This window comes from Myxococcales bacterium (genome assembly GCA_016720545.1).
Taxonomy (GTDB): Bacteria; Myxococcota_A; Polyangia; order Polyangiales; family Polyangiaceae; genus JAAFHV01.
The window spans coordinates 1-24,763 of record JADKKK010000012.1 but is presented as its reverse complement, the minus strand read 5'-3'; the positions used below and the strand labels follow the sequence as shown (position 1 = coordinate 24,763).

Annotated in this window: 26 protein-coding genes; 17 read left to right on the top strand and 9 right to left on the bottom strand. The window is 73.3% G+C overall.

What is annotated here, in order from left to right; translation table 11 throughout:
- The first annotated feature begins 1 nt into the window (after window position 1).
- Genes IPQ09_20715 through IPQ09_20705 form a run of 3 tightly spaced genes read left to right on the top strand, consistent with a single transcriptional unit; the run spans window position 2 to window position 2,210 of the window.
- Window positions 2-709, top strand: a complete 708-nt coding sequence (locus IPQ09_20715) for a LamB/YcsF family protein (protein ID MBL0196601.1) — start codon at window positions 2-4, stop codon at window positions 707-709.
- Window positions 706-1,359 carry a carboxyltransferase domain-containing protein gene (locus tag IPQ09_20710; protein ID MBL0196600.1) on the top strand — a complete coding sequence of 218 codons (654 nt, stop codon included), beginning with the start codon at window positions 706-708 and terminating at the stop codon, window positions 1,357-1,359. Before IPQ09_20715 ends, IPQ09_20710 begins: the two co-directional genes overlap by 4 nt.
- Window positions 1,356-2,210, top strand: a complete 855-nt coding sequence (locus IPQ09_20705; GenBank protein MBL0196599.1) for an allophanate hydrolase subunit 2 family protein — start codon at window positions 1,356-1,358, stop codon at window positions 2,208-2,210. Before IPQ09_20710 ends, IPQ09_20705 begins: the two co-directional genes overlap by 4 nt.
- Here the strand turns inward: IPQ09_20705 and IPQ09_20700 are convergent.
- Entirely contained in the window at window positions 2,200-2,337 is a 138-nt protein-coding gene (locus tag IPQ09_20700; protein MBL0196598.1) for a hypothetical protein, read from the bottom strand. The two genes, IPQ09_20705 and IPQ09_20700, sit on opposite strands and share 11 nt — an antisense overlap.
- 158 nt (window positions 2,338-2,495) lie before the next feature.
- Between IPQ09_20700 and IPQ09_20695 the strand changes: the two genes are divergently transcribed.
- Window positions 2,496-3,581 (top strand): hypothetical protein, encoded by a 1,086-nt coding sequence (locus IPQ09_20695; GenBank protein MBL0196597.1) that lies wholly within the window; start codon window positions 2,496-2,498, stop codon window positions 3,579-3,581.
- Window positions 3,582-3,583: 2 nt separating this feature from the next.
- On the opposite strand, the gene IPQ09_20690 is transcribed toward IPQ09_20695, so the two are convergent.
- On the bottom strand, window positions 3,584-3,739 hold the full coding sequence (locus IPQ09_20690) for a hypothetical protein (GenBank protein ID MBL0196596.1): 156 nt from the start codon (window positions 3,737-3,739) through the stop codon (window positions 3,584-3,586).
- 131 nt (window positions 3,740-3,870) lie between these two features.
- Between IPQ09_20690 and IPQ09_20685 the strand changes: the two genes are divergently transcribed.
- Together IPQ09_20685 and IPQ09_20680 are read left to right on the top strand one after the other, a co-directional pair.
- Window positions 3,871-4,989, top strand: coding sequence for a beta-lactamase family protein (locus IPQ09_20685; GenBank protein MBL0196595.1), 1,119 nt, complete (start codon window positions 3,871-3,873; stop codon window positions 4,987-4,989).
- 203 nt (window positions 4,990-5,192) lie between these two features.
- A complete protein-coding gene (locus IPQ09_20680) occupies window positions 5,193-6,137 on the top strand; it encodes a hypothetical protein (protein ID MBL0196594.1) in 945 nt (314 codons plus the stop codon).
- 624 nt (window positions 6,138-6,761) lie between these two features.
- On the opposite strand, the gene IPQ09_20675 is transcribed toward IPQ09_20680, so the two are convergent.
- Window positions 6,762-6,923, bottom strand: coding sequence for a hypothetical protein (locus IPQ09_20675; protein MBL0196593.1), 162 nt, complete (start codon window positions 6,921-6,923; stop codon window positions 6,762-6,764).
- Window positions 6,924-7,159: 236 nt separating this feature from the next.
- Here IPQ09_20675 and IPQ09_20670 point away from each other — a divergent pair, with 236 nt between their 5' ends.
- Window positions 7,160-7,681, top strand: a complete 522-nt coding sequence (locus IPQ09_20670; GenBank protein ID MBL0196592.1) for a GNAT family N-acetyltransferase — start codon at window positions 7,160-7,162, stop codon at window positions 7,679-7,681.
- Between the two features lie 67 nt (window positions 7,682-7,748).
- On the opposite strand, the gene IPQ09_20665 is transcribed toward IPQ09_20670, so the two are convergent.
- A complete protein-coding gene (locus tag IPQ09_20665) occupies window positions 7,749-8,912 on the bottom strand; it encodes a hypothetical protein (protein ID MBL0196591.1) in 1,164 nt (387 codons plus the stop codon).
- 164 nt (window positions 8,913-9,076) lie between these two features.
- Window positions 9,077-9,601 (bottom strand): hypothetical protein, encoded by a 525-nt coding sequence (locus tag IPQ09_20660; GenBank protein ID MBL0196590.1) that lies wholly within the window; start codon window positions 9,599-9,601, stop codon window positions 9,077-9,079.
- A gap of 59 nt (window positions 9,602-9,660) precedes the next feature.
- On the opposite strand from IPQ09_20660, the gene IPQ09_20655 reads away from it, so the two are divergent.
- The gene (locus tag IPQ09_20655) at window positions 9,661-9,894 is read left to right on the top strand and encodes a hypothetical protein (GenBank protein ID MBL0196589.1); all 234 of its coding nucleotides are present in this window, start codon (window positions 9,661-9,663) and stop codon (window positions 9,892-9,894) included.
- A 39-nt stretch (window positions 9,895-9,933) separates the two neighbouring features.
- Here IPQ09_20655 and IPQ09_20650 read toward each other — a convergent pair whose 3' ends face one another.
- On the bottom strand, window positions 9,934-10,635 hold the full coding sequence (locus tag IPQ09_20650) for an SOS response-associated peptidase (GenBank protein MBL0196588.1): 702 nt from the start codon (window positions 10,633-10,635) through the stop codon (window positions 9,934-9,936).
- 127 nt (window positions 10,636-10,762) lie between these two features.
- Between IPQ09_20650 and IPQ09_20645 the strand changes: the two genes are divergently transcribed.
- The 5 genes from IPQ09_20645 to IPQ09_20625 all read left to right on the top strand — a co-directional run bounded on the left by IPQ09_20645 (window position 10,763) and on the right by IPQ09_20625 (window position 16,230).
- Window positions 10,763-10,993 carry a DUF1003 domain-containing protein gene (locus IPQ09_20645; GenBank protein ID MBL0196587.1) on the top strand — a complete coding sequence of 77 codons (231 nt, stop codon included), beginning with the start codon at window positions 10,763-10,765 and terminating at the stop codon, window positions 10,991-10,993.
- A 174-nt stretch (window positions 10,994-11,167) separates the two neighbouring features.
- The gene (locus IPQ09_20640; GenBank protein MBL0196586.1) at window positions 11,168-12,724 is read left to right on the top strand and encodes a hypothetical protein; all 1,557 of its coding nucleotides are present in this window, start codon (window positions 11,168-11,170) and stop codon (window positions 12,722-12,724) included.
- 76 nt (window positions 12,725-12,800) lie between these two features.
- A complete protein-coding gene (locus IPQ09_20635; GenBank protein MBL0196585.1) occupies window positions 12,801-14,090 on the top strand; it encodes a hypothetical protein in 1,290 nt (429 codons plus the stop codon).
- Between the two features lie 198 nt (window positions 14,091-14,288).
- Window positions 14,289-15,713: a VCBS repeat-containing protein gene (locus tag IPQ09_20630; protein ID MBL0196584.1), complete on the top strand. Its 1,425-nt coding sequence runs from the start codon at window positions 14,289-14,291 to the stop codon at window positions 15,711-15,713.
- Window positions 15,714-15,756: 43 nt separating this feature from the next.
- Complete coding sequence (locus IPQ09_20625; GenBank protein ID MBL0196583.1) at window positions 15,757-16,230, top strand: hypothetical protein; 474 nt, start codon at window positions 15,757-15,759, stop codon at window positions 16,228-16,230.
- Between the two features lie 848 nt (window positions 16,231-17,078).
- Here the strand turns inward: IPQ09_20625 and IPQ09_20620 are convergent.
- Complete coding sequence (locus tag IPQ09_20620; protein MBL0196582.1) at window positions 17,079-17,672, bottom strand: hypothetical protein; 594 nt, start codon at window positions 17,670-17,672, stop codon at window positions 17,079-17,081.
- 212 nt (window positions 17,673-17,884) lie between these two features.
- Complete coding sequence (locus IPQ09_20615) at window positions 17,885-18,022, bottom strand: hypothetical protein (GenBank protein MBL0196581.1); 138 nt, start codon at window positions 18,020-18,022, stop codon at window positions 17,885-17,887.
- Between IPQ09_20615 and IPQ09_20610 the strand changes: the two genes are divergently transcribed.
- Window positions 18,009-19,217: a dienelactone hydrolase family protein gene (locus IPQ09_20610; protein MBL0196580.1), complete on the top strand. Its 1,209-nt coding sequence runs from the start codon at window positions 18,009-18,011 to the stop codon at window positions 19,215-19,217. The two genes, IPQ09_20615 and IPQ09_20610, sit on opposite strands and share 14 nt — an antisense overlap.
- A 135-nt stretch (window positions 19,218-19,352) precedes the next feature.
- Window positions 19,353-20,369, top strand: a complete 1,017-nt coding sequence (locus IPQ09_20605) for a helix-turn-helix domain-containing protein (protein MBL0196579.1) — start codon at window positions 19,353-19,355, stop codon at window positions 20,367-20,369.
- A 54-nt stretch (window positions 20,370-20,423) separates the two neighbouring features.
- Here the strand turns inward: IPQ09_20605 and IPQ09_20600 are convergent, their stop codons facing one another.
- Entirely contained in the window at window positions 20,424-20,681 is a 258-nt protein-coding gene (locus tag IPQ09_20600; GenBank protein MBL0196578.1) for a hypothetical protein, read from the bottom strand.
- Between the two features lie 278 nt (window positions 20,682-20,959).
- Between IPQ09_20600 and IPQ09_20595 the strand changes: the two genes are divergently transcribed.
- Together IPQ09_20595 and IPQ09_20590 are read left to right on the top strand one after the other, a co-directional pair.
- Window positions 20,960-23,047, top strand: a complete 2,088-nt coding sequence (locus tag IPQ09_20595) for an IPT/TIG domain-containing protein (protein MBL0196577.1) — start codon at window positions 20,960-20,962, stop codon at window positions 23,045-23,047.
- A gap of 5 nt (window positions 23,048-23,052) precedes the next feature.
- The coding region (locus IPQ09_20590) for an IgGFc-binding protein (protein MBL0196576.1) at window positions 23,053-24,763 on the top strand (1,711 nt) is incomplete at its 3' end.

Sequence of the window (24,763 nt, the reverse complement as noted above, 5' to 3'; positions counted from 1 at the left end):
CATGAGCGAGGACGCCGAGGTCGCGCCGCTCGCCGCACCCCTCGTGAACGTCGACGCGGGGGAGCTCGACGACGAACCGACCGAGCTCTGGTCGCTCGCGCACGTGCTCCACGTCGCGTGCGGCGGGCACGCCGGCGACGACGCGTCGATGCGGAGGGCGCTCGGCCGCGCCGCGGAGGCGGGGTGCCGCGTGGGCGCCCACCCGTCGTACCCCGACCGCGAGGGCTTCGGGCGCCGCGCGATCGCGCTCCCTTCAGGCGCGCTGGTCGAGTCGCTGCGCGCGCAGTGCGCGAGCCTCCGCGCGGTCGCCGAACAGGCCGGCGTCGCGCTCAGTTCGCTGAAGCCGCACGGCGCGCTCTACCACGACGCCGCGGTCTCCCCCGCCCTCGCGCGAGACCTCGCCGAGCTCACGCGCGAGCTGCTCGGGCCGGGCGCGGCGCTCGTTGGGCCGCCCCAGTGCGCGCTCCGCGATGCGGCGCGCGACGCGGGGGTCCCCTACCTGCGCGAGGGCTTCGCGGATCGCGGGTACGCGGCGGACGGCGCCCTCCTGCCCCGCTCGGCCGAGGGCGCGCTCCTCTCGGCTCCCGCGACCGCCGTCGCCCAGGCGCGCGCGCTCTGGGCCACCGGCGCGATCGACACGCTCTGCGTGCACGGCGACAACCCGGCCGCGGTGCCGCTGCTGCGCGCGCTCCGAGCGGCCTTCCCGTGACCGTCCCCGTGGCCACGCTGCGCTTCTCTCCCTACGGCGATCGCGCGCTGCTCGCGCCGATCGACCACGTCGCGCCCGCGGCGCGCGCCGCCCTGCTCCACCACCTGCGCGCCCTGCCGCACGCGCTCGACGCGTACCTCACCGCGAAGCACGCGCTCGTGCTCGCCCGCGATCCGGCGGGCGCCCGCGAGCTCCCGCGCGAGTGCGCGGTTCCGGGCGAAGACGCGGCGAACGAGGTGGCCACGCGCCGCGCGCACCCGACGCACCACACCCTCGCGCTCGTATGGGACGGGCCCGATCTCGACGAGGCCGCGGCGCGCACGGGCCTCGCGCGCGAGGCGCTCGCGCGCGCGCTGATGGCGCCGGCGTACACCGCTTGCTTTCTCGGATTTCGACCTGGTTTCGCGTATTTGGAGGGGGTTCCGCCGGCGCTCAGGTTGCCTCGGCGGGACCAGGTTCGGCCGCGCGTGCCGGCCAACACGTTCGCGCTCGGCGGCCCGTACGCGGGCGTGTACCCCTGCGCCTCGCCGGGGGGCTTCTGGCTCCTCGCCACCGCCGTCGGGGCCACGCTGTTCGAGCGCGAGGGGCCGCGCGCGGGACCCCTCCTCCGGGTGGGGGACGAGGTGCGCTTCGTGGAGGCGCCGAGGTGAGCGCGCTCGTGCTCGTGCGCGTGGCCGGCCCCGCGTCGCTCCAGGACCTCGGCCGGCCCGGGCAGCTCCACCTCGGCCTGCCCGGCGGCGGCACCCTCGCGCCCACCGCGCTCGCCGCGCTGAACGACGCGCTTGGGAACCCTCGAGAGGCGCTCGGGCTCGAGGTCTTCGGGCTCCTCGTCGCGCGGGCAGAGGGCGAGGTCGTCGCGCGGCTGGACGGGGGCGAGACCGTGGCGCTGGGCGATGGCGACACGCTCACAGTGCGGCCGTCGGGGCAGCGGCTGCGGCTGTTGGCCGTGGCCGGCGGGTTCGAGGCGCCGCTCGTGCTCGGCGGGCGAGGGCTCCTGCCGAGCGCCGGCGTGGGCGGGCTCGCCGGCCGCTTCCTGAAGACGGGTGACCGCCTCACCATCGGGCCCGCAGGCCCGCTGCGCGAAGGCTCGGCGACGCCCCGCGCGCGGCTCGGAGCGCAGGCTCGACGCGAAGACGATCGCGTGCGTCTGCTCCCGGGGCCGCACACGTCGCTCCTTCGCGAGCCCGAGGTCCTCGCGCGGGCGTCGTGGACGCTGGGCGCACGCAGCGACCGCACGGGGCTCGTCCTCGAGGGCCCGCCGCTCGCGACGTGGCCGCGCGACGCCGAGGCGGACTCGCTCCCCATGGTCCCTGGCGCCGTCCAGCTCCCGCCCGATGGCCGCCCCATCGTGCTCGGCGTCGACCACCCTGTGAGCGGCGGCTACCCCGTCGTGGCGGTCGTCGCGCACGCCGATCTGGAGGCGCTGTTCACGCGCCCGCTCGGCGCCTCCGTGCGCTTCTCGCTCGACGCGCCCTGCAGCGAGCGGCCGCCTACGCCCTGAGCGACTCCAGATCGCGCAAGAGCTCGCTCCACGCGATCGGCGCGAGCTCGCCGAGCTTGACCTTTCCGGCGCCGCCCCAGCCGGCGGCGCTCGACGCGCGCACCCTCGCCAGGCGCTCGTCGCGCACCTCGAGGCGCTCGTTCAGCCAGTGGCTGCCCTCGCCCTTCGCCTCGGCCTCACCGGGCTTCCACGCGAGGCTCTGCTTGCGGGCAGCGGCTCCAGCGCCACGACCGCGGCGGCGCGGCGGCGCGGCCAGGCGCCGCGACCCCTGCTACCTTCGGCCAGGTGAAGAAGCTCGCGCTGCTCCAGGCGTCCTCCCTGCCGCCCCTCTACGCGCGCTGGATCGCGGAGGCGTCGATCGACCTCCCCGCGGAGCCGCTCGCCACCTGTGACTCGTGCGTGATGCTCGCAGAGCCCGAGGCCCTGCCGGGCGCTGTGTTCTTCGACGAGGGGACCAAGTGCTGCACCTATCAGCCCGCGCTGCCAAGCTTCCTCGTTGGCGAGGTGCTCTCCGACCCCGCGGAGGCTCGGTCACGCGACCTGCTGGTCGAGCGCATCGCCGCGCGCGAGGGCGTGACGCCGCTCGGCGTCGACGCGCCCGAGCAACTCCGCGACGCGTACCTCGCCGTGACCCGAGATGGCCGCTTCGGCCGCGCCCCCGAGCTCGCGTGTCCCCACCTCCTGCCCGGCGCCGCCTGCGGCATCTGGCGACACCGCAACGCGACGTGCGCGACCTGGTTCTGCAAGCACGAGCGGGGCGCGACCGGCGCGCGGTTCTGGCGGCGGCTGCGCGACCTCCTCGCCCTCGCCGAGGCGCGCCTCGCGCGGTGGTGTGCCCTCGAGGTCGGCATCGGCGACGCCGCGCTCGCGAGCCTCATGGAGATCACCGACGCGGCGGGCGATCGCGTGAAGGAGCCGCGCGCGGATCCCGATCGCGCGTACCGCGCCCGCTGGGGACCATGGGCCGGGCGAGAGGCGAGCTTCTACGTGGAGTGCGCGGCCCGGGTGGACGCGCTCTCGTGGCCCGACGTCATGCGTATCACGGGCTCCGACGCCGACCTCGGCCTGCGCCTCGTGCGCCATACGCGCGACGCGCTCGGCAAGGCAGGCCTGAGCCAGGCGGACCAGCCCGGGGACCCCGCCGCGGCCCTGTGGATGGGTGACACGGAACTCGACCCCAGCCGGCGCGTGGTGCGTGGCTACTCGGAGTACGATCCCCTGGTGTTGCCCGAGGCGCTCGTGGAGGCGCTCCCGCGCTTCGACGGGCGGCCAACGGTCGAGGTGCTCGCGGAGCTGTCTGCGCGCGGCCTGGAGCTCGACGAGGCCCTGCTGAGCGCGCTCGTCGACTTCGAGGTGCTCGTGCCGCGGTGACCTCAGCTCTTGAGGTAGTCCATCAGCTGCTTGTGCTGCTTGTCGGCCGTCTTCGCCGTGCCGGAGCGCACCCCGGACTGGACCGCCACGCCGCCGCGCGCGCGGGAGAGGTCGGCGAGGGTGAGGCGCTGGGGGGCCGAGGCGTCGGGGGTCTTCATAGGCGCGAAGTGTAGCGCGACGCCGCGCCCGCGCAAGCGACCGCCGCCACGACGAGCGCGCCCCTCCCCTGCTGCGCGCCCACGCACGCCGGCGCGCACCACCACGGCGGGTCCGTGAGAGCATGGCTGCCATGCCCGCGCGCCTCGCCTTGCTCGCGTGCCTCGCGGTGGCCGCCGCGGCTTGCTCCCCGCGGGAGCGCGCGCGCGCCTCCCGCGGCGAAGACGCGGCCGCGGGCCCACTCGCGCGCGCCCAAGCGGGCCCGAGCCCCTCCGGGAGTCGGACGTGCGTCGCGCGTCGCGCGCGGCTCGAGGAGGCCCTCGCGTCGCACGCGGCGCGAGGGAGAGGCGCGCTCTTGGGTGTGGACGCGCCCGGCTGTCCTCCCGCGCTCCTCGCCGTAGACGCGCAGGTGTCGCAGCCCTTTCGCATGGCGAGCGTCGCGAAGACCTTCGTCGCCACGCTGGCGCTCCGTGCGGTGTCCCGCGGCGCACTCGCGCTCGACGCGCCGCTCGACCCACGCGTGCACGTCGCGCTCCGAGGCGCGACGCTGCGCGCGCTCCTCCAGCACACGAGCGGCCTCTTCCCCTACGAGCGCGACCCTACGTTCCTCGCCTGGGCGTCCAAGCCGGCGCCGCGAGGTCCCGACGAGCTGCTCGCGCGGGCGCTCTTCCACGCGCCCCGCGCTCGCGTGGGGGCGCCGTTTCGCTACGCGAACACGAACTATCTCGTGCTCGCGCGAGTACTCGAGCGCGCGCTGGGCGCACCGCTCGGCGAGCTAGTTTCGCGCGAGCTGACGGGCCCGCTCGGGCTCGCGAGCACCGCGCCGGAGGCGGGACGCGAGCCACTCCTCCCGTCCTACGACGAGCGGGGCCGCGAGCTCACGCGGACCCACCACCCCTCCTGGCTGTACGGGGCCGGCGACCTCGTCACGACGCTCTCCGACCTCGTACGATGGACGCGGCTCTACGGGACGGGCGAGGTGATCCCGGCGCAGCTCCGCGGCGAGTGGCTGAGGACGGTGCCCACCGACGATCCCGACGTGCGCTACGGCCTCGGCGTCTTCGTGACCGACGGCGAGGCCGCGGGGGGGCTTGGGCGCGTGCGCAGCCACGCAGGCGACGTGGCCGGGCTCCACCTCGAGGCCGTGTACTTCGTCGACCTCGACGCCGCGGTCGTGGCGGTGGTCACCCACGACGGCGGGGCCCCCGAGGGGCTCGCGGTCGCCGCCGGCCAAGCGCTGAAGGCGCGGTAGCTCGCGCGCGATTGCGGCTTCCGGCTCAGCGCGAGGTCCGCGGTCCTGCGCGCGTGCGAGGCTCCACTCGAATCGGCAGCGCCGTGCGCCGAGTTGCGCGAGGTCAACTCTCGGCACCCTGATTCTTAGCGAATCGGCGCCGATCCAGCCCATCGACGACGTCGGCGGTCGACGGGCGCACGACTCCGGCTCATCCTCGTCGTATGCCTCGCCTCGCCGCGCCCTCGACGTCTCGCGCGCTCTCGCTGGTCGCGGCGGCGCTGCTCGTAGGGTGCGCCGCCGCCGCGTGCTCGTCGAACGCGGAGCGCGCGTGCGTGGGGGACACGTCCCAGGCCATCCGCGTCTGCGCGGGGGCCACCACGGTTCGCGGGCTCGACGTCTCCGCGTACCAGAGCACCGTGGACTTCGCGAAGGTGAAGGGCGCGGGGCGCGAGTTCGTCGTCATGCGCGTGTCGGCGGGGACGAACGTCGACGGTCGCTTCGCGGCGAACTGGCCGAACGCGAAGCGGGCCGGGCTCGTCCGGGGCGCCTACCAATACTTCTATCCTTCCCAGGACGTCGATCGGCAGGCCGACCTCGTCATCTCCCAGCTTCGCGCGGCGGGCTACACCTCCGACGATCTGCCCCCGGTGCTCGACCTCGAGACTCGAGACGGCCTCTCCGCGGCCACGGTCGTCGCGCGCGCGAAGCGCTGGCTCGCGCGGGTCGAGGCGGCGCTCGACGTGCGCCCGATGGTGTACACGGCGGCCTTCATGTCGGGCGTGACCGGCACGAACTTCTCAAGTTACCCCCTCTGGGTCGCGAACTACGGGGTGACCTGTCCGGAGCTCCCGTCGGGGTGGTCCAAGTGGCTCTTCTGGCAGGACTCCAGCACGGGTCGGATCGCCGGAGTGACCGGGGACGTCGACACGGACTTCTTCAACGGCAGCCTGACCGAGCTCAGGGCGTTCGCTCGAGCGAGCCACCTCGCCCCCCGAGACGCGGGGGCGGGCGATGGAGGAGGGCGAGACGCGGGCGACGGCGGAGCTCCGCCTGCGAGCGACGCGGCGGCGGGCGGGGCAGCGAGCCCGATCGACGCGGGATCGCGCGCTCCTGCGCCCGGCGCGGAGGCGGGGTTCCCGCCGCCGGATCCGTGCGATCCCCCTTGATCCGGTATGCCCGCTTCACGGTCGAGCGCTCTCAGCGTGTCTACGGTCCCTGAGCCGCATCGTCCACGCGCGCTCGGTGCACTCGCACGACGCCTGCGACGACGGAGGGCGCGGTAGCCTTCGCCCTGCGCCTTGCGGCTCGGCGCGAGGTCCGCGAGTGGCTCCGCCTACGGCGCGGGAGCCCCACCCGCCCCCCCCCCCCCCCCCCCCCCCCGCCCCCCCCCGCCCCCCCCCCCGGACCGCCCCCCCCCCCCCGCCCGGGGCGGCGCCCCCCCCCCCCCCCCAAGCGCCCCGCCCCTCGGCGCCCGCCTCGGGCGACGCGCGCGCGCCGCAGCCATTCGCGGCGCTGTCCCCGGGCATCCTCCCGGCCGACCTCGTCCGCATGCGGGGCGAGTGGAAGGCGGCCATCGAGGCAAGGATCGCGGAGCTCGAGGCGCCCACCTAGAACGCCGAACCGCTTGATGACCGAGGATTTTCGCCAAGCTGCGAGCCGTGCGAGGCGCGACGACGAGCTGCTAGGCGAGGAGGAGCAACGAAGTACGGCGACGTAAATCGACGAAGAGCCGACCGAATCAAGCGGTTCGGCGCTCTAGCCCTGGTGGAGCGTGCGCCGCGCGCCCGTCGTCATCGCCGCAGCGACACGTCGGCCACGTCCACTCCGAGCGCGCCGAGGCGCTGCACCTTCACGCGGTCGGTCGCCATCGAGTACACGAGGTCGTCGAGGAACACGCTGCGCTTCACCTCCGACGTGGCGTGGCTCCACCGCCGCCCCCCTTCGGGGGCCACGCCCCGAGCCGCCGAAGCCTGGGACCGCTGACGCGGAGATCGCAGACCGGGAACGCGACCCCCTGCCGCCCCCCCCCCCGCGCGTGACAACGAGCACCGGCAGCCCGCGGGCCGGCCCGCCGGGGGTGCGCAAGTTCCGCGCGCCGTGGAGATGCCGCTGGCGGGGAAAAATTGTGCTGCCGTGGGATCGCGCGACGCGTCCGATCGCCGCCGCTGGATACGCTAGCCTCGCCGCCATGGTGCCCACGCTCCGCCTCGCCACGCCGGCCGACATCCCGGCGATTCAACGCGTCGGCTTAGACGCCGACACGAGGTACCTGACCGTCGGGAGGCCCGAGCTGGCCGACGACTCGACGATCCCAACCGACGCGGCGGCGAGCGCCATCGCCCGCGGAGCGCTCGTCGTCGCGGACCTCGACGGCGAGGGAGTCGTGGGGTGGATCGTGGTGGGGCGCGTGGGCGACGAGCTGTGCGTCGGGCAGCTCAGCGTCGCCACGGCGTTCGGCAGGCGCGGCATCGGGTCGGCGCTGCTCGCGAGGGTCGTGGCCGACGCGCGCGCGAACGCCGAGCCGTCGCTCCTGCTGAACACCGAGGCTAACGTCTCTTGGTGCCGGCCGTGGTACGCGCGGCGGGGCTTCGAGGTCGTCCCCCGCGACGAGTGGGGCCCCGCGCTGGCCGCACTCGCCGCGGCGCAGGCAGAGGCCGGCCTCGACTGGTCGACGCGCGTCCACATGCGCATCAAGCTCCGCGCGGACTGACGAGAGCCAGTTGGACGATTCAGCAGAAAGGCGCCAGTCAGCGCGTGTCGGACTCACGCTCGGTGATCTAGAACGCCCACTCCACCCCAACGAGCCCGTGCCCCGCCAGCTCCACGACGGAGCGGCGCGCCTCGTCTTCCCCAACGCCGAGCGCTCCGGCGAGGTCCGCGAGCGTCGGGCGCTCGAGCGTCGCCAAGACCTCGAGCACCCCCACTGCGCCCCGAGAGAGGCGAAAGGTGCGTGCTCCCGCGTCGAGGACGCGCTCGTCGCCGTGGTCGCCATCGGCGTGGATCGCGAGTCGCCGTCGGACCGCGGAGACCACGAAGCTCGTCGCGGGAGCGCGCGCCGCGACCTCGGCGCCGCCGAGGCCCGCCAGGCATCGGAGAGGGCGCGCGCGGTCGTCCTCGGTGAGGAAGGCCTCCACGTCGAGCTCGTCGACGAGGGCGTGGAGTCGGGCCTTCAGTTGGAGCGTGCGCTCGCGCAGCGCCTCGTCTCCCGCGAGGCGCGTGAGATCCTCGCGAAACAAGCACTCCTGGACGGCGCGCTCGCGCAGCGGGGCGAGCAGCTCGACTCCGCGTCGCGCGTCCACACCGAACGTGAGATGGACCGAGAGCGAGCCGACGTTCGCCGTGTGGTGGACCTCCCCGCGAGGCAGGTAGAGCACGTCGCCGGGAGCCATCGAGAGGTCCCACGTGGTCGGCCCGCAGTCGCGCCCCGCGGGGCTGCGCACCACAGGCGAGAGCTCCGGCGTCCCGTGGCCGAACCACCGCTTCGCGCCACGGACCTGAACGACCAGCACGTCGTGGTCGTCGTAGTGAGGGGCGAGCGCGCCGCCCGGCCCGTGCGTGATGTAGGCGTTGGCCCACACGGTGTGACCGAGGCGCCGCTCGATCGCGTCGGACACGCGCGCGATGGCCGGGACCTCGTCGTCGATACGGTGCAGAAGAAGGCTCACGCCCTCAGCGATGAGGGCGTCGAGCGCGTCCTTGCGGAGCCGGCCGTCGCTCGCCCGAAACTGTCCCGGGGGCACGACCTCGCCCGCGCGGAGCACCTCGAGGGCGCCCTCGCCGAGCGCGTCGGACGCGACGAGACGGTCCGCGAGCCACGCCGGCAGGAGCGCCTCCGCGCGACGCGCATCCGGGCTCACCACGTGGAGGCGCCGCTTCGCGACGAAGGCTTCGACGAGCGCGGTCTCCGAGGCCGGGGCGAGGAGGGAGGAGAGGAAGGCCACGCGCACGCTCCTGGGAAGGAGGCGCGACCCTAGCAGAGCAACGGGGGCGGCGGGGCGCGAGGGAACGCGCGCTCGCTCCCCTCCGCGCGAGCTAGCGGCCCGTTGCTTGACTCCCGTGCGGTCGGGATGCGGCGGCGGCGGGCCGACGGGAGCAAATCAACGGGCTACGGCGCGCCGATCAGGAAGGTACCCGACGCGGTCAGGTTCGTCGGGCCGAGCACCTGCCGGCCGTCGCTGATCTCGTCCTTCTCGCGGGTGAGCTGCGCGCTGAACGATCCCTCGACCGCACGCACGAAGCCCTTCGCGTCCGGCGCAGACATGCGGGTGACGGTGATGACGCACGTGGTGGCGAGCCACCGCATCTCGAAGTACGTGGTGTTGGTGTGCTCGAGCGGGCTGCTCGTCGTGAGGACGACCGCCTGCGGCAACTCGGCGCACGTCACGGTCTTGGCCTGGGTCGGCAATCGGATCGTGGCCTCGGTCGCCGTCTCGGCGATCCGGGCCGTGACGATCGGGCCGACGGCGTCCCGCCCGAGGCTCGGGGCACCGAAACCACGGCGGGTTCCGTCGACCGTGACGACGAGATCCCCGGGCTGTGGGGGGACCCTTCCTGGGGTCATGAACTCCACCGGATCGGAGCATCCCGCTGCAACGAGCGCCAGGGTCGCGAGGCGCGAGGCAGACTTCATGGATCCAGCATTCTGCCACGCGAAGGTGGTCATAGGCAAAACCCGCGTTCAAACGGAGCTTGCGGACCTCCTGCACGCCTTCGCGGCGACAGGATCGACTCGGCTCCCGGATCGAGCAAGCGGACGGCGCGTGGAACGCGATCCCGCCCTACGGCTCCTGCGGCCGCGTCACCGCACCGGACGCCTGCGCCGCCTTCAAGCGGGCGAGCCGCGAGGACGTGGACGAGGACATCGTCGGCGGCGACTTGGAATTTCACGTGCCGCTCCCGCCCTGGTTCGCGCCCGACGAGTAGCGCGTAGCGCGCGCCGCGCGGCGACTGCGCGCGCGGTCGTCAGCAGAGCGTGAGCTGAGTCCCCGGCGACGCGCCCGGGACGAGGCACTCTGGGCCGTCCTCGCCCGCGCGCCCGACCTTCGCGTTCGCCTCCCGAAGCTCGACGGACGGGCCCGGCTCACCGAGCAGCTCGAGCGCCGCGGACGCGTCGCGGAGCTCAGGCGCGATCCACCCGATGGCCTGCTCGCGGGTGGCGAACATCACAGGCTCCCGGTCGTGCAGCGCGCGGAGCGCGGGGCCCGCGGCCCGCGTGAGGATCGCCGCCGACTCGAGCGCCTCGCCCGACGGGCCCTGCCAGCGCTCCCACACCCCCGCGAGCATCATCACGCCCGACGTGACCACACGGTATGGCACCCTGCGACGCCCCTCGCGCTTCCACTCGTAGAACGCGTCCGCGAGGGCGACGCAGCGCCGCAGCCGGAGCGCCTCCCGGAACGCCGGCTTCTCCGCCGCCGTCTCGGAGCGCGCGTTGAACAGGGGCCGCCCGCCGAGCGGCTCCTTCGCCCAGGCGGGGACGAGGCCCCACCGGACCGCGGCGATTTCGCGTCCGCGCGGGCCCGCGCGGAGCACGAGGACCCTCTGCGACGGGGACACGTTGTAGCTCGCGAGGGCGGCCAGGTCTGCGGGGCTGGGGACCAGGCGGGTCTGTGACCACCCCTCGACCAACGCTGCTGGATCACTCGCGACGAGCCGACCGCACATTCCCCGAGTGTATCAGCGGAACCCGCCCGAAACGCCGCCGCCGCGGCGGGGTTCTTGCGTCGTGAAGCGCCGTGGCGCGCACCTCGCGCTCGTCTCCGGACGAGAAGTCTCCTTCTCGCCCCGGCCAATGTGCCTTACATTCGAGGCCATCATCTTGAGCGTGTTCGTGCTGCTCAGCCAGAACCGCCAGGTCGAGCGCGAGAAGGTCCGCGCGGACATCGAGTACGACGTGAACCTGAAGGCCGAGCTTCAAATTCAGCAGCTGCACGAGAAGCTCGACGCGATGAACTCGCAGCTCCAGCGGCGGCTCCAGAACCTGGAGCGCGCGGGCCAGAGGTCGGAAGCTCCGAAGGGCTGAGCGCTCGGGCGCCGTGGCCGCGGGCGTCGACGAACGTTCACACCCTCGCGACTCGCGTGTCGGCAGCGGCGCGCTCGCTCGCCGACGACCGCCGACGAAATGGCCACGAGGGTTCGATGGCACGTCGAATGCTGAGGAGCGGAGACCCCCTTCACTACCCCTACGGAGGTCCCCATGAGATTCACCGCGCTCGCGTCGCTCCTCGGACTCACTGCCCTCACCGCTTGCACGCTCCCAGGGAGCGAGCCTCAGGGAGGCGCGAACGTCAACGAGCGCACGAACGGCGGCGCGCAGGGTGAGGCCCTCCTCACGGGCGCGATGATCGTGTCGCCCGACGGTCGATTCGTGCTCGCTCAACGCAACCAGAGCACGGTGCTCCTCGACGTGGAGGCCGGCAAGGCGCGCGAGCTCCCCGAGAAGATCGAGCGCTTCGTCTTCTCTCGAACAGGCAATTTCGGCCTGGCCGTCCTGCCCGCGCGCGCCGGAGTGGTGCGCTACGATCTGGCCACCCTCGCCCCGACGTGGCGGGTCGTCCCTGCGCTCAAGTCCGGGAGCGGCGCGCGCCTGGCGCGTCTGTCGACCGACGAGAGGAGCCTCGTCCTCGGCGACGACGACCGCGTGCTCGTCCTCGACGCCGAGCGCGGCGACGTGCGCGGGGCCGTACCCCTCGGCACGCCGGCCACCGAGCTCACGTTCGTGCCCAACACGAACCGCGCCCTGGTCGTCGGCACGACCACCTGGCGCGACCACGTCCCCAGCACGGCCGTGGTGGACTTCGACCTCACGACCCTCGCCGACAAGGCCATCACGGTGCCGAACTGCGCGGCTCCGGTGTTGGTGCTCCCCGACGGCAGCCGCGGGTTCCTCTCTCCCACGTTCTGCGAGGAGGGTCGCGCGAGCAACACGGCCCAGACCTGGACCAACCCCGATCCCGTGAGCGTCATCGATCTCGCGCCCTCGGGCCCCACCTTCCTCAAGAACCTCCCGGGGTTCGGGCCCGTCGTCTCCGACGAGGCCGGCTCGAGGATCGTAGCCTATCTCGACATGAAGCGAATCGATGAGTCGATGTTCGACGACAAGGCCCAAATACCCGCGAAGAGCGGCGCTCAATTTCATATCATGACCATTGAGCCTCGGTCGTTGGCGTTCACGCTCACCCCCGTGGGCAACGTGCTCCCGCGGTTCGCGATGGCGAAGAGCGGCGACCAGCTCCTCGTCGACGCCACAGTGCAGAACCTCCGCGGCGAGGCGAGCGTGAAGGCGACGATCGACTCGAGCGGCAAGGTGACGGTGGCCTTTAGCTTGTTTGGCCAACAAGACTCCCTCTTTGGTGCGTTCGATCTCCGAGAGAAGAAATACGCGGCGTTCTCCGGCGACGCGGCGCGCCTCGACCGCTTCGTGCAAATGGGAGACCAGAAGCGGGTGTTCTCGCTCGAGACGAGCTGGGACGGCATGGGCGGCGATCTTCACCGCGTCGACCTGGACGCCCACCGCTCGGTCGATCTCCGCAAGAGCCTGCGCGACCTCGGCGTGCTGGCCGACGGCAAGACGCTCGTGCTCCGCGAACGCCTCCCCGCCCTCCGCGTCGAGGCGTCCGGGAGCATCGAATGGTACCGCCGCGAGCAGTTCTGCTTCTCGCTCGACGGTGTCAGCTGTCTGCGCACGGTCCTGCATCAGGACTCCGTGCCCTTCCAGCGCGGCCCCACCTGCGTCGATAACCACGACTGCTGACGGCGAGGCGCGGCGGATTTCACCTCGAAAGCGCGGAGGCCGAGCGAGGCGGCGGCGCGCGGGCTACGCTCACTCGATGGCAGGCGCGACGCCGGACCGGCCGGCCTACGAGGTGACCCAAGAGGTGCGACTCACGCGAGGCTGGGTCCCCGTGGGGCTCATCGGGGGCGGCGCGCTGCTCCTCCTCGCGCGGCTCGTCCCGATCGTCGCCCCGCCGGGCTCCCGCTCCCTCGTCGCGGTCGCGCTCGTGGTGATGGGCCTCGGCGGGCTCGTGGCGACGCTGCGCCTCGGCACGCTCAGGCGCACGGGCGGCGGGCGGATCGACGAGGAGGGGCTCTGGCTCGACGGGGCGCGCGTGCTCGATGGCCTGCGCGAGGGCGACCACGTGGCCCGAGGGACCGGCGCCTACGTGAAGCTCGCAGGGCGCCAAGGGACGGCGCTCGTGCGTGTCGCCGATCGTCCTGATGGTGATCGGGCCATCGCCGCGGCCGGGCTCGCGGGCAGGTCCCACGCGTACACTGTGCGGAAAGCAAGCATGGCCGGCGGGGGCGCGGTCGGCGTGTTCGTCTTGGCGCTCGGCCCGGCGTTCGTGCTGCTCTTCACGCTCGGGATGCGGGGAGCCCCGATCGCCGCCCCGCTCGTCGGGTTGGCGATCGCGTTCGCGGTCTGGCAAACACGCCGAGACGCGGTCACCCTGCGCGTGGGCGCCGACGGCCTGGTGCTGGTCGAGGGGCAGCGCGCTCCGCGATTCTTCCGCTACGACGAGGTCGTCAGCGTCGAGCTCACGTTGCAAGGGCGCCACGCGGACGGGCTCGTCCTTCGCCTGGCGGACGGGAAAATGTTCGCGCTCGACGTGCCCTATGTCGAGGTCGAGCGGCGCACGGGCGAGCTCGAGGAGCCCGCGCGCCCGCTCCGCGAGCGCATCCTGGAGGCGAAGCGCGCGGCCGACGCGGCCGACGAGGGGCGCGCGGGCGCGAAGGGGCACGCGTCCGTCGCGACGACCCTCGACCGGCGCGGGCGCTCGACCGCCGAGTGGGTGCGCGATCTCCGCAACGCGCTCACGGCGCCCGCTTCGTACCGCACGTCGCCCGTGAGCCGCGAAGCGCTCGCCGCGGCGCTCCGCGACGCCGCGGCCGGTCCGAAGACCCGCGTCGCGGCCGCGATCGCGCTCGCGACCGTCGAGGGCGACGCGGTCCTCCGGGTCTCCGCGAGCTGCGCGGACGAGGCCCTGGCCAGGCGGCTCCGCGTCGCGGTGGAGGAGACCTCTACGGCCGAGCTCGAAGCCGCGCTCGAGGAGGCGGAGTCCGACGAGTCCAGCGCGCCCAACGAGCACATCGCGCGCGCCGAGCCCGAGTCGCCCGCGTGACGCCGGAGGACGCCGACATCGCGCTCGGGCTCGAGGGACTCCCTGGCGTGACTGTTGACCGAGGCCGCGGCCGCTGCTGACCGGACCGCTCATGCACGGGGCGCCTAGAGCGCGCCCTCGAGGCGCGACGCTCGGCCGGACGAACCCGACCACGTGACCTTCGGGAAGGTCCGCGCCTCGATTCACGTAGGACGCGCCATGCGATCTCTCTTGGGCGCCTCCCTCGTCCTCGCGCTCGCCGCCTGCTCGCTCACCGAGACGGTCGTCGAGCCGCTTGGAGGACCCGGCAGCGACGGCGGGTCCAACGCCGACGCCGGACAGAAGCCCACCGTCCCCGGCACCCACTTCCACGCGGCCGAGGGCGCGTGGGCGGTGCCGCTCGGCGGCTTCGCCGGCGCCGGCTTCAACAGCGTCACCTCGGGCAACTGGGCCACGATGGACATCGACGGCGACCACAAGCCGGACCTCGTCCTCCCTAGCGATCCGTTGGACTCCGGCTCCAAGGTCTGGGGCTTCGGGCAGACGCCGTATTGGAAGATATATCGAAGCGGCAGCAGCGGCTTCGCGGTGGAGACCGCGTGGACCGTTCCCTCCGGGGGCTTCGTGAGCACGGGGTTCAACAGCGTCGCGTCCGGCAAGTGGACCACGATGGACATCGACGGGGACGGCAAGCCCGACCTCGTCCTCCCCTCCGATCCCCTCGACCCCGCCGCCAAGGTCTGGGGTCAAGGCACGAGCCCCTCTTGGAAGGTCTACAAGAACACGGGCTCGGGGTTCGCCGCCGAGTCGCGGTGGAGCGTCCCGCTCGGCGGCTTCGCGACCACGGGCTTCAACAACGTGAGCTCGAGCAGGTGGTCCACCGTCGACCTCGACGGCGACGGCAGGCCCGACCTCGTCGTCCCCTCCGAGCCCACGGACTCCACGGCGAAGGTGTGGAGCCACGGCGAGCGCCCGTACTGGAAGTTCTACAAGAACACGGGAGAGGGCTTCGCCGAGGAGGCGCGGTGGAACATCCCGATGGGGGGCTTCGCGTCCACCGGCTACAACAGCGTCGCCTCGAGCAGGTGGGCCACGCTCGACCTCGACGGTGACGGCAAACCCGAGCTCGTCGTCCCCACCGAGCCCGGCGACGCGGGCGCGGAGGTGTGGGGGCTAGGCGGCGCTCCGTTCTGGAAGGTCTACAAGAACACGGGTGAGGGCTTCGGTGACGAGGTCAAGTGGCCCGTGCCCGCGGGTGGCGTTCCGGGCAGCGGGTTCAACCACGTGGTGTCGGGCAAGTGGACCACGCTCGACCTGGACAGCGACGGCAGGCCAGATCTCGTCGTCCCGTCCGACCCCGCCGATACCTCGTCGAGGGTCTGGGGCTTTGGCGACGCGCCCTTCTGGAAGATATACCGGAACACGGGCGCCGGGTTCGGGCCCGAGTCACGGTGGAGCGTGCCCGACGGGGGCTTCGTCGGGACGGGCTTCCACGACGTCGCCTCCGGGAGGTGGTCGACCCTCGACCTCGACGGCGACGGCCGCCTCGACCTCGTCGTCCCGACCGATCCGGGCGACTCCGGCGGGAAAGTGTGGGGACATGGGCGCGCGCCGTTCTGGAAGCTCTACCGCGGGGCGCCTTGAACGCCGCTTTCGGACGCCCCCCGAGAGCTGCTACTGCGATTCGATGAACCGCTCCCTCTCGCGGCCCTGCGCCTCCTGGCCCGCCTCTCCTGGCTCGTTCGTCCTCGTGGTCGTCGCCGCGCTCGCAGGCTGCGGGGGCGAGGCGCCCGCGCCCACCACGCCCGTGGCGACGACGCCCACGACGGCTGCCGCGACCGCGGCGCCGGCCCCCGCGCCGTCGCCTCGCGCAGCCCCCTCGGCCTCGACGGTCGCGCCGCCAGCGCCGCCGGTCGCCGCGCCGTCCGCCGCGGCCGCGTGCACCGCGGGCGCCGTGCGCTGCGAGGGGATCTACGTCGGCAAGGTCAAGCCCAGCAACAACAAGCCCGCGGGGGCCCGCGTGACCGAGTGCAGGGCGGGCGCCTGGGTGCCCATCGAGGCCTGCGACGCCTCGAAGAACATGGGCTGCTACGTGCTCGACGATCCGGCGCTCGGTCACGACGTCGCGCGTTGCCTGTCCACCTTCTCGCGCGGTGAGTGATCCGCCGCGCGGCGCGACGCTCGCGCCAGCCCGCGTCTGACCTAGCACGGCTGCGAGAGCTTGCTCTCGCGGTGGTGCTAGAGCGCCGCGGGAGCGGGCAAGACCGAGGGGTGAATCGGCCAGCTTCGTGGCCGAGAGGGGGCGCCGCGCCCCCTACGAGTCAGGGGACTAGCCAGCACTACTGCCGCTCGCATCTCGCAGGAGTGCTAGTCTCGTGTCACAGAGATTCGATGAATATGGGGGCGCCCCGCGAAACCAAGTAAAGGGATCACGCTTCCAGGAGACTAGTTCGTCACCTCGCCGCCGAGGACCGCGGTCACCGCGCCCGCCGCGATGGGAGCGCGGCCTGTCAGGAAGAGGGGGGGGCGGGGCCGCGCGCGTTTCATTGCGGGGGGGTGAGGGACCCGTGTGCCAGTTGGCCCCCGCGGGGGGGGCTGATCGGCGCCGTTCGGCCCCACCTTGCACCCAGGCTTCGTCTGCGTGATCGTCACGAACTCCGGAGCGAGCAGCGTGGCCGTCGTCACCAAGGAAATCCAGCTATCGCCCGTCCCGGCGCCGGCGGGCCCGGGCCCCCCCCCCGGTCCCTAACACCCCCGCCCGCCCCCCCCCCCCCCGGGGCGGCGGGCCGGCGCGGGCCGGGGGCGGTACTTGAGGACCGGGGCGGGCGGGGGGGGCGCCGGGCGGGGGGGGGGGGGGGGGGGGGGCGGGGGCCCCGCCCGCGGCGGGGCGGGGCGGGGGGGCGGGGCGGGGGGCGGGCGGGCGGGGGGGGGGGCGGGCCTCCGGGTGACCCGGTACGGTGTAGGTCACGCCGTCTTTCGTACTGCATGCGCCCGTGCCGGGGCTCGCGTTCACCACCACCCGCAGGAGCGCGTGGGTCGCCGCCGTCCACCCGGATCGATCGACGCCGCGTGCGTCAGCGGGAGCAGCCACGCCCCGAACGGGAGCTTCGGGAAGGCCGCGGATCTCACGTTGTTCTCCTGGGAGAGGGCGGGCAGATTCCCGGCCTGCGTGGCGACGAAGTGGAACGGGATGTTCCTGGGGATCCTCAGCGTGCGCGTCTCGTTGTGAGGGAACGTGAGCACGGCGGTGTCGCACACGTTCGCGAAGACGCTCACGTCGGACGTGGAGTTGTTCAGCGGCACGAACGCCCGGATGGGGTCGAAGAGTTGATCGCCCGCCGCGCCACACGCCACCGCCGCGTCGGGGGCCGCGTCAGGCGCCGCGTCGGGAACCGCCGCGTCTGCGGCGTCGGGAACCGCCGTGTCCGGCACGCTCACGTCGGGAATCGCCGCGTCAGGGGCGGCGGCGTCGACGACCGCCGCGTCGGCCACGGCCGCGTCGGCCGGGGGATCGACCGGTGTCGATGAGCAGGCGACCAACGCGGACGCGACAACGGACACCAGAGCGGCCGCAGCCCCGAACACGAAACTCTTGCAGCGCATGGGAACCCTTCGAACGAGTGAGCGCACACCGTAGCACCCTGATCTCGACGTGGTGAAAATTGCCGGGCAAGAAGCCGGGCCGCGCGAGCGGGGCAGATGCCCTTGGTCGCCATAGCCGGGCCAATTCATGAGGTTCGTGCGACGAGGCGCCGAGGCCGCGGCGAGGAGCAGGATCGTCCTCGAACGACCGAGCGTATCATTCCAGTCGTGCGCTACTTCACCTGACCGCCGGACGCGACCTGTGCGTTGTACTCCTTGAGCCGCTCGGGGTACTCGGGCTCGGTCACGTCCGTCGCGAGGGATCCTTGGCGCGGCGCGGCTGCTACGGTGGGCGAGATGACACGAGACATCCTGTCCACCCGCGCTTGGCTCGCGGCCTCCGCGCTCGTCGCGCTCGCGGGCTGCGCGTCGTCCGCCTCGCCGCCCGCCGTGGGCACCGACGCGGCCGCCGACGCGGCCGACGCGGCCCTCGCCCCAGCGCGTCGGGCCGTCGCCGGAGACTCGCCCTACGAGCGGCTCGGGCCGCACCCCGTGGGCCACACCACGTTCGTCGTGACCGACGCGGCGCGCTCGCGCACGCTTCGGCTGCAGCTCTGGTACCCCGCCGACGCGGCGGCCAGCGCGGCCGCGACCGCGGGCACGCCGCTCGCCGAGCTCGAGCCTCCCGGGGAGGCGCGCGACGCGGTCGCGCGGCTCGTGGCCGCGGCCGGCCCGTGCAGTCGCACCCGCGTCGCGTCGGCGGCGGACGCCAAGCCGCTCGCTGGCGCGCCGTGGCCGGTGGTCGCCTTCTCCCACTGCTACGGCTGCATGCGCTACTCGGCAGCCCAGTCGATGGAGCGCCTCGCCAGCCACGGCGTCGCGGTCGTCGCCCCCGATCACGCGGGGGGCACGCTCTTTGACGTCTTGAAGGGTGTCCGCTCGAACATCGACGCGGCCTCGCTCGCGCTGCGGGTGGGCGACGTCCGCTTCGCGCTCGACGCCGTCCTCGACGCGAACAACCCCGCCGTCCCCGAGGCGCTCCGCGGGCGCCTCGACCCCGCCCGCGTGGGCGTAATGGGGCACAGCTTCGGCGCGGTCACGACCGGCGCCGTGCTCGCCCAAGACCCGCGTCCCCTCGCCGCCTTCGCCATCGCCGCCCCCATCGACGCGCTCGGCGGGCTCAAGGTGGCCGAGCTGAAGAAGCCTGTCTTCTATCTCCTCGCGCAGGAGGACAACTCGATAGGCGAGATAGGCAACAACCTCCTCCGCAACAACTTCGGCGCGATGACGGCCCCGAGCTGGCTCGTCGAGGTGGCCGACGCGGGGCACTGGTCGTTCTCCGATGTGTGCGGACTGCACCCTTCCTTCCGCGCCGGCTGCGGTCGAGCAGGGCGGCAGACCGACACGGACCTCGAGCTCAACTACCTGGAGAACGACGGCGCGCGCGCGCTGGCCGCCTCCTACGCCGCGGCCTTCTTCCGCGCACACCTCGCGGCAGACGCGGCGGGCCTCGCCTTCCTGAACGGCGCCCACCCCAAAGACCTCGTGACGGTGCGCGCGCGCTGAAGGACTCGTCGGGGCCGAGCGCGCGACCACCACGCCGCTTGAAGGCTCGTCCGGTGTCACTTAGTGTTCCTTTGGAGGTCGACGCGATGCGGTGGCTGTCGGAGCCCGGAGCGGCTCGCCGCGAGGGGGTTCGCCGTGGGCGCTGAGCGGCGCACCGTGGACGCGCTCGTCGCCGCGGCCGACGAGGAGGTGGCCGCCGAGTCGGCCATGGAGCTCCTCACCGCGTCGTTCGCAGCGGTCGGTGCGGGCATCACCTTCTGGCGGGGTGGGCAGTTCGCCGGCCAGCGCTGGGCGGCGCTCCCGGCCAAGTTCGAGGCCGACTACGTAGCGACCTTTCACGCCGGCGATCCGTGGAAGGAGGAGAGCCAGCGCGTTCCCACGGGGAAGCTCGTTGCGAGCGATCACCTCCTGCCTCGGGCAGAGCTCGAGCGCACCTCGTTCTACAACGAGCTGTGCCGGCCGCACGCGATCGGAGACCTCTGCGGCGGCGTACTCCTCCGGCGCGGCGACGACCTCGTGACCTTTGGCATGCTCCGCGCCGCGGACGCGAAGGGGAGCGGCGCGCGCGAGGTCAAGGACCTCTTGGCCTTGCGCCCCGCCCTCACTCGCCTCGCTACGCGCGAGCTCGGGCGCCGCGACGTGCGCGTCGCCGGCCTCGCGGTCGACTCGCTGTCGTTCGGGGTGCTCGTGCTCGATGCGACGACGGGCGCGCTGCTCACGGCGAACGGCCCCGGGCTCCGCCTGCTCGAGCGCGGCGTGATTTGCCGCACCGGCGGGCGCACGCACGTGGGCGGCCGAGACTTGACGGCGCTGCTCGTCGAAGGGCGGCCGCGCGCCCTCGCGATCGCGCCCGGCCTCCGCGTCGTGGTCCACGCGGCGGCCCCCTACGGCCACGGTCGCGCGTGCGTCGTCCACGCCCACCACCTGCGCTCGATGGCGCGCGAACGCGCCGCGCGCGCCACCGCGCTCTTCGCGCTGAGCCCGCGCGAGGCCGACGTCGCCGAGGCACTCATGCTCGGCTGGTCGACCAAAGAGATCGCCGCGCGCGATCGCGTCGCGATCTCCACGCTGCGCACTCACCTGCGGTCCCTCCTGCGGAAGACCGGCTCGGACCGCCTCGCGACGCTCCACGCGCTCCTCTCCGGTCTCTGACGTGCGCGGACGGGACGTACCTTCACGCTCAGGCACAACGCGGGTGCGCCGAGCTCAGGGCGCGCAGCTCGGGTATTTCTTGAGCGCGATCCCGCAGAGCTCTACGTCGGTGCCGAAGTTGGAGACGTGGAATTCGCAGAGGCTCTTGTCCTCGTCGCTCAAGGTCGGACAGCACGCCTGGAGCTTCGTGCACGCTGCGGGGTCCAGGCTGCAATAGTTGTCCTTCACGTTGCCGCAGTAGAGGTCGTCGCCGCACGCGACGAGGTCTGCGCACTTGCCCTTCGCAGGGTCCGGTAGCTTTGCGCAGCACACGCTGAGCGCGTCGCAGGACGGCTTTCCACCGCCGCCACCGCCACCGCCTGTGTGGAGATCCGCGAGCGGCCTAGCGGCGGCGCTGCGAGAGCGCCTTCGCGGTCGTGCGATGCTCGCGCGGGCCCGCACGCGCCCTCGCCCACCCGAGCGAGGCGCGGCATGCATGAAAACATGCATGCTACACACTTTTCGCTCGCCCAAGCGCGGCCGTAGGGCCAATTCGCCCGGACGACCCGAGCGGTGTGGCCGCGGCCCCGCCTTCCCGCTACGCTCCGCGAATGCGTCATGCGCGCGCGCTCCGCGTAGCTCTCCTCATCTCGCTCGCGTCGGCCGGCGCGCTCGGCGCGTGTTTGCCCGGCGGCAGCGGCGGCTTCCTCGAGCCCGACCGAGTCGACGCCGGCGGCCTCTCACTCGGCGACGGCAGCGCGACGGGCCCCCGCAAGGACGTCGACCTCGGAGATCCCTTCGCCCTCGACGGCCTGCTGCCCGCGCACGGCCCGTTCAGCGGGCGCACCCGCGCGCAAGCGAGCGGGCGCGGCTTCTCACCGGACATGCAGGTCTTCGTGGGCGGCGTCGAGGTCACGAGGGAGGCGCTGTTCGCCACGAGCCCGACCCGGCTCGCGCTCGAAGTCCCGCCCGGCAAGCCGGGCCCCGCGGAGGTGCGGGTGCGCAACCGCGCGACGGCCCAGGAGCGCTCGCTCACCGAGGGGTACTTCTACGACGCCTTCGTCGTGCGCCCCGACACGGGCGCCACGAGCGGCGGCACTCGCGTCGTGATTGAAGGCAGCGGCACCGCCTTCGCGGCCGGGACCACGGTCACGGTCGGCGGCAAGACCTGCGCCGAGGTCACCGTCACCGACGCGACCCACGTCGGGTGCCTCACACCGGAGCACACCGCCGGCGCCAAAGACGTGGTCGTCACCACGGGCGGCACCAGCATCCAGGTCCGCGAGGCCTTCACGTACAACGACGCGGTCGACGGCTACCGCGGCGGGCTCTCGGGCGGCGCGCTCTCGGGGCGCCTGCGGGTGCTCGCCTTCGACGCGTACACCGGCGCGGCGCTGGCCGGCGGCACCGTAGTGGCGGGCGGCGATCTCGCCACCGCGAAGCTCGGGCGCGTGACGGCCACCGGCGTCGTCGAGCTGAACGATCCGTCTCTCACGGGGAAGGTCACGGTCACCGTCGCGGCCAAGTGCCACCAGCCGCTCACGTTCGTGGACGTGCCTGTGGACACGGTCACCGTGTACCTCGACCCCGTGCTCGACATTTCCTGCGCCGAGGGCGATCCGCCGTCGCTCGGCGGCGGCGGAGGTCGCTTCGGCGGCGTCATCGAGGGCGAGCTCGTGTTCCCGGGCGGCGTCGAGTTCCGTCGCGCGGGGTGGTCGGGCGTGCCCGCGCCGAAGCGCCCCACCGAGCGCATGGCCGCGTATGTCTTCTTCACGACGGCCTCGCCTACCGCTCGCTTCGAGCTGCCGGACCCGGTCTTCGCCATCACGCCGGACTCGCCCGGCGACGCGGGGTATCTGTTCTCGGTCGTGGGCGCCCCGGGCAACCACTCGCTCTATGCCGTCGCGGGCCTCGAGGACCGCTCGGAGACCCCTCCGCGCTTCGTCCCGTACGTGTACGGCGTGGTGAGGGGCGTCGGCCTCGGCGCGAAGCAGCGCGTCGTGGGCGCGGACATCTTCATGAACGTGGTGGCCGATCACGCGCTCTCGATCGCCGCATCCCCACCCGCGCCCACCACCCGCGGGCCCGATCGGCTCGTCACGCAGGTGGCGATGAGCCTCGGTACGGGCTTCGCGACGCTGCCGCTCGGCGAGCGCATCACGCCCCTGCCCACCTCCGCTCCGGTCTCGCTGGTCGGCCTCCCGTCGCTGGACGGCGCGGTCGCGACGGAGAGCTACGTCGTCTCGGCGCGCGCCGTGTCCGGCCCGCGCGAGCAGCTCCCCGCGAGCATCGTGTCGCGCGTGCGCACGAACGGCGCCGTCTCCCCGCTCGGTATCGGCGGCTTTCTCCCCGTGCCCGTGATGGTGAACCCCGGCGCCGGCGTGTGGGACGGCAAACGCCTCCGGTTCTCCACCTCCGCCGTGGCGACCACCGCCGATCTCGTGAGGGCCACGATCGCCTCCGGGAACGGGCTCGTCACGTGGACCGTGATCGCCCCCGGCGCCACCCGCGACGCCCCCCTCCCCGATCTATCCGCGCTGCCCGGCCCCGATCCGCTCGGCCTCGTGCGTGGGGCCATCACCTCGACCGTGTATGTTGCTCGCATCGACGGCTTCGACTACGCGCGGCTCCGCAACGGCCAGCTCGCGACGGGCGCGTGGTCTGCGTTCGGGGTCGACAGCCTCCCGGGGGCGTACTGACGCCGGTGGTCCGCGTTCGCAGCGCTCGCAGCGCGCTTGGTCTCGGGCTCTCGACGCTGCTCGCGGCCACCGCGCTGGTCGCGACGGCGCGTGGTCTCGCGGCCTGCTCGTTCGACCCTGCCTACCGCGACACACCCGACGCTCGCGCGGGCTGCGTCGAGGGCGCGGTGGCGTGCGAAGGCGGCCGCTTGCTCGTCTGTGCGGGCGGCACGTTCGCCACGCGGGACGACTGTGGCGCCCGTGGCCTCGTGTGCTCCGGGCGCCTCGGGGCGTGCGCCGCGTGCGATCCGGGCACCGCGCGCTGCCAGGGCGCCGACGTGCTCACCTGCGACGCCAACGGCGCGACCGAGACCCGCGCCGAGACCTGCGACGCTTCGAAGAAGCTCGCGTGCCGCCGCGGAGGGTGTGTCGACCTCTGCCGCGAGGCCGAACAGATCCGCTCCAACGTGGGGTGCGAGTACTGGGCGGTCGATCTCGACAACGCCGTCGTCAGCTCGGGGAGCGCCGCCGCGCAGCAGTTCGCCGTGGTCGTGTCGAACCCGCAGCCCGATCTGCCCGCGAAGATCGTGATCGAGGAAGACACCGCGAAGCCGGGCGAGCCACCCCGCGTGCGCGTGATCGCCACGGGCACCGTAACCCCTCGGAATCTCGAAACATTCAAGCTAGGCCCGAAGGAGGTCGACGGCTCGCCCGAGGGCACGTTCGATACCGGCCCGGGCACCGCGCTCACCCGGGGTGGGTTCAAGATCACGAGCGACGTGCCCATCGTCGCCTACCAGTTCAACCCCCTCGAGAACGTGAACGTGTTCTCGAACGACGCCTCGCAGCTCCTGCCCGTAGCGGCGCTGACCGGGAGCGCGCAGGGCGGATACGTCATCGCGGGGTGGCCCCAGACCATCGCGAAGAGCGAGAACCCGGCCACGAATTTCGGCACCGACCTGCGCGCCTTCCTGGCCGTCGTGGCGACGCGCCCGGACACCCGCGTCACCGTGAAGACCACGGCGCGCATCGTCTCGGGAGGGCCGTCGCTGTTGCCCGCGGGGGTGCCTGCGGGCGGCTCGGTGGAGCTCACGCTCCAGCCCTTCGAGGTGCTGAACCTGGAGACCGGCGACTTCAACGCCGACTTCACGGGCACGGTGGTCACGTCGGACAAGCCGGTCGTCGCCTTCCCGGGGAGTGAGGCCTCGGACTCACCTTCCTTCACGTCGCTGGCCGAGCGTCAGTGCTGCGCCGACCACCTCGAGGAGCAGGCTGTGCCGACCCGCGCAGTGGGCAAGCGCTACGTCCTCGGGCGCGTGCCGAACCGCTCGCGCGCTGTGGCCGCGGCCGGCGGCGCCGTGGGCCCGTTCAACGAGCCCGAGTACTACCGCGTGGTCGCCGTGAACCCGGGCAAGACCAAGGTCAAGACCACCCTCGGGGCGCCCTACGCCGAGCTCGAGCTCGACGGCGTCGGCGCGAACGTCACGCTCATTGCCACGCGCGACGGCGTGCTCGAGGCCGATGGGCCGGTGATCGTCGCCGACGTGCAGGTGAGCCAAGACGGCGCCGGCGTGCCACGCGGACTGCCGGGCGGCGATCCGAGCCTCACGTTCCTCCCGCCGATCGAGCAGTGGCGCTCCGACTACGTGCTCCTCACGCCCGACAAGTACGCCTTCGACTTCCTCGTCATCACCGCACCCCGCGCCGCGCAGGTGTTCCTCGACGGCGCGCCGGTGA

Excerpts from the sequence above, each read along its gene's own strand:
- IPQ09_20635 (MBL0196585.1), top strand. The coding sequence starts at position 12,801 with ATGGCAGGCGCGACGCCGGACCGGCCGGCCTACGAGGTGACCCAAGAG.
- IPQ09_20670 (MBL0196592.1), top strand. The coding sequence starts at position 7,160 with ATGGTGCCCACGCTCCGCCTCGCCACGCCGGCCGACATCCCGGCGATT.
- IPQ09_20595 (MBL0196577.1), top strand. The coding sequence starts at position 20,960 with ATGCGTCATGCGCGCGCGCTCCGCGTAGCTCTCCTCATCTCGCTCGCG.
- IPQ09_20690 (MBL0196596.1), bottom strand. The coding sequence starts at position 3,739 with ATGAAGACCCCCGACGCCTCGGCCCCCCAGCGCCTCACCCTCGCCGAC.
- IPQ09_20715 (MBL0196601.1), top strand. The coding sequence starts at position 2 with ATGAGCGAGGACGCCGAGGTCGCGCCGCTCGCCGCACCCCTCGTGAAC.
- IPQ09_20620 (MBL0196582.1), bottom strand. The coding sequence starts at position 17,672 with ATGCGCTGCAAGAGTTTCGTGTTCGGGGCTGCGGCCGCTCTGGTGTCC.
- IPQ09_20660 (MBL0196590.1), bottom strand. The coding sequence starts at position 9,601 with ATGAAGTCTGCCTCGCGCCTCGCGACCCTGGCGCTCGTTGCAGCGGGA.
- IPQ09_20650 (MBL0196588.1), bottom strand. The coding sequence starts at position 10,635 with ATGTGCGGTCGGCTCGTCGCGAGTGATCCAGCAGCGTTGGTCGAGGGG.
- IPQ09_20630 (MBL0196584.1), top strand. The coding sequence starts at position 14,289 with ATGCGATCTCTCTTGGGCGCCTCCCTCGTCCTCGCGCTCGCCGCCTGC.
- IPQ09_20680 (MBL0196594.1), top strand. The coding sequence starts at position 5,193 with ATGCCTCGCCTCGCCGCGCCCTCGACGTCTCGCGCGCTCTCGCTGGTC.
- IPQ09_20615 (MBL0196581.1), bottom strand. The coding sequence starts at position 18,022 with ATGTCTCGTGTCATCTCGCCCACCGTAGCAGCCGCGCCGCGCCAAGGA.
- IPQ09_20645 (MBL0196587.1), top strand. The coding sequence starts at position 10,763 with ATGTGCCTTACATTCGAGGCCATCATCTTGAGCGTGTTCGTGCTGCTC.
- IPQ09_20685 (MBL0196595.1), top strand. The coding sequence starts at position 3,871 with ATGCCCGCGCGCCTCGCCTTGCTCGCGTGCCTCGCGGTGGCCGCCGCG.
- IPQ09_20610 (MBL0196580.1), top strand. The coding sequence starts at position 18,009 with ATGACACGAGACATCCTGTCCACCCGCGCTTGGCTCGCGGCCTCCGCG.
- IPQ09_20640 (MBL0196586.1), top strand. The coding sequence starts at position 11,168 with ATGAGATTCACCGCGCTCGCGTCGCTCCTCGGACTCACTGCCCTCACC.
- IPQ09_20625 (MBL0196583.1), top strand. The coding sequence starts at position 15,757 with ATGAACCGCTCCCTCTCGCGGCCCTGCGCCTCCTGGCCCGCCTCTCCT.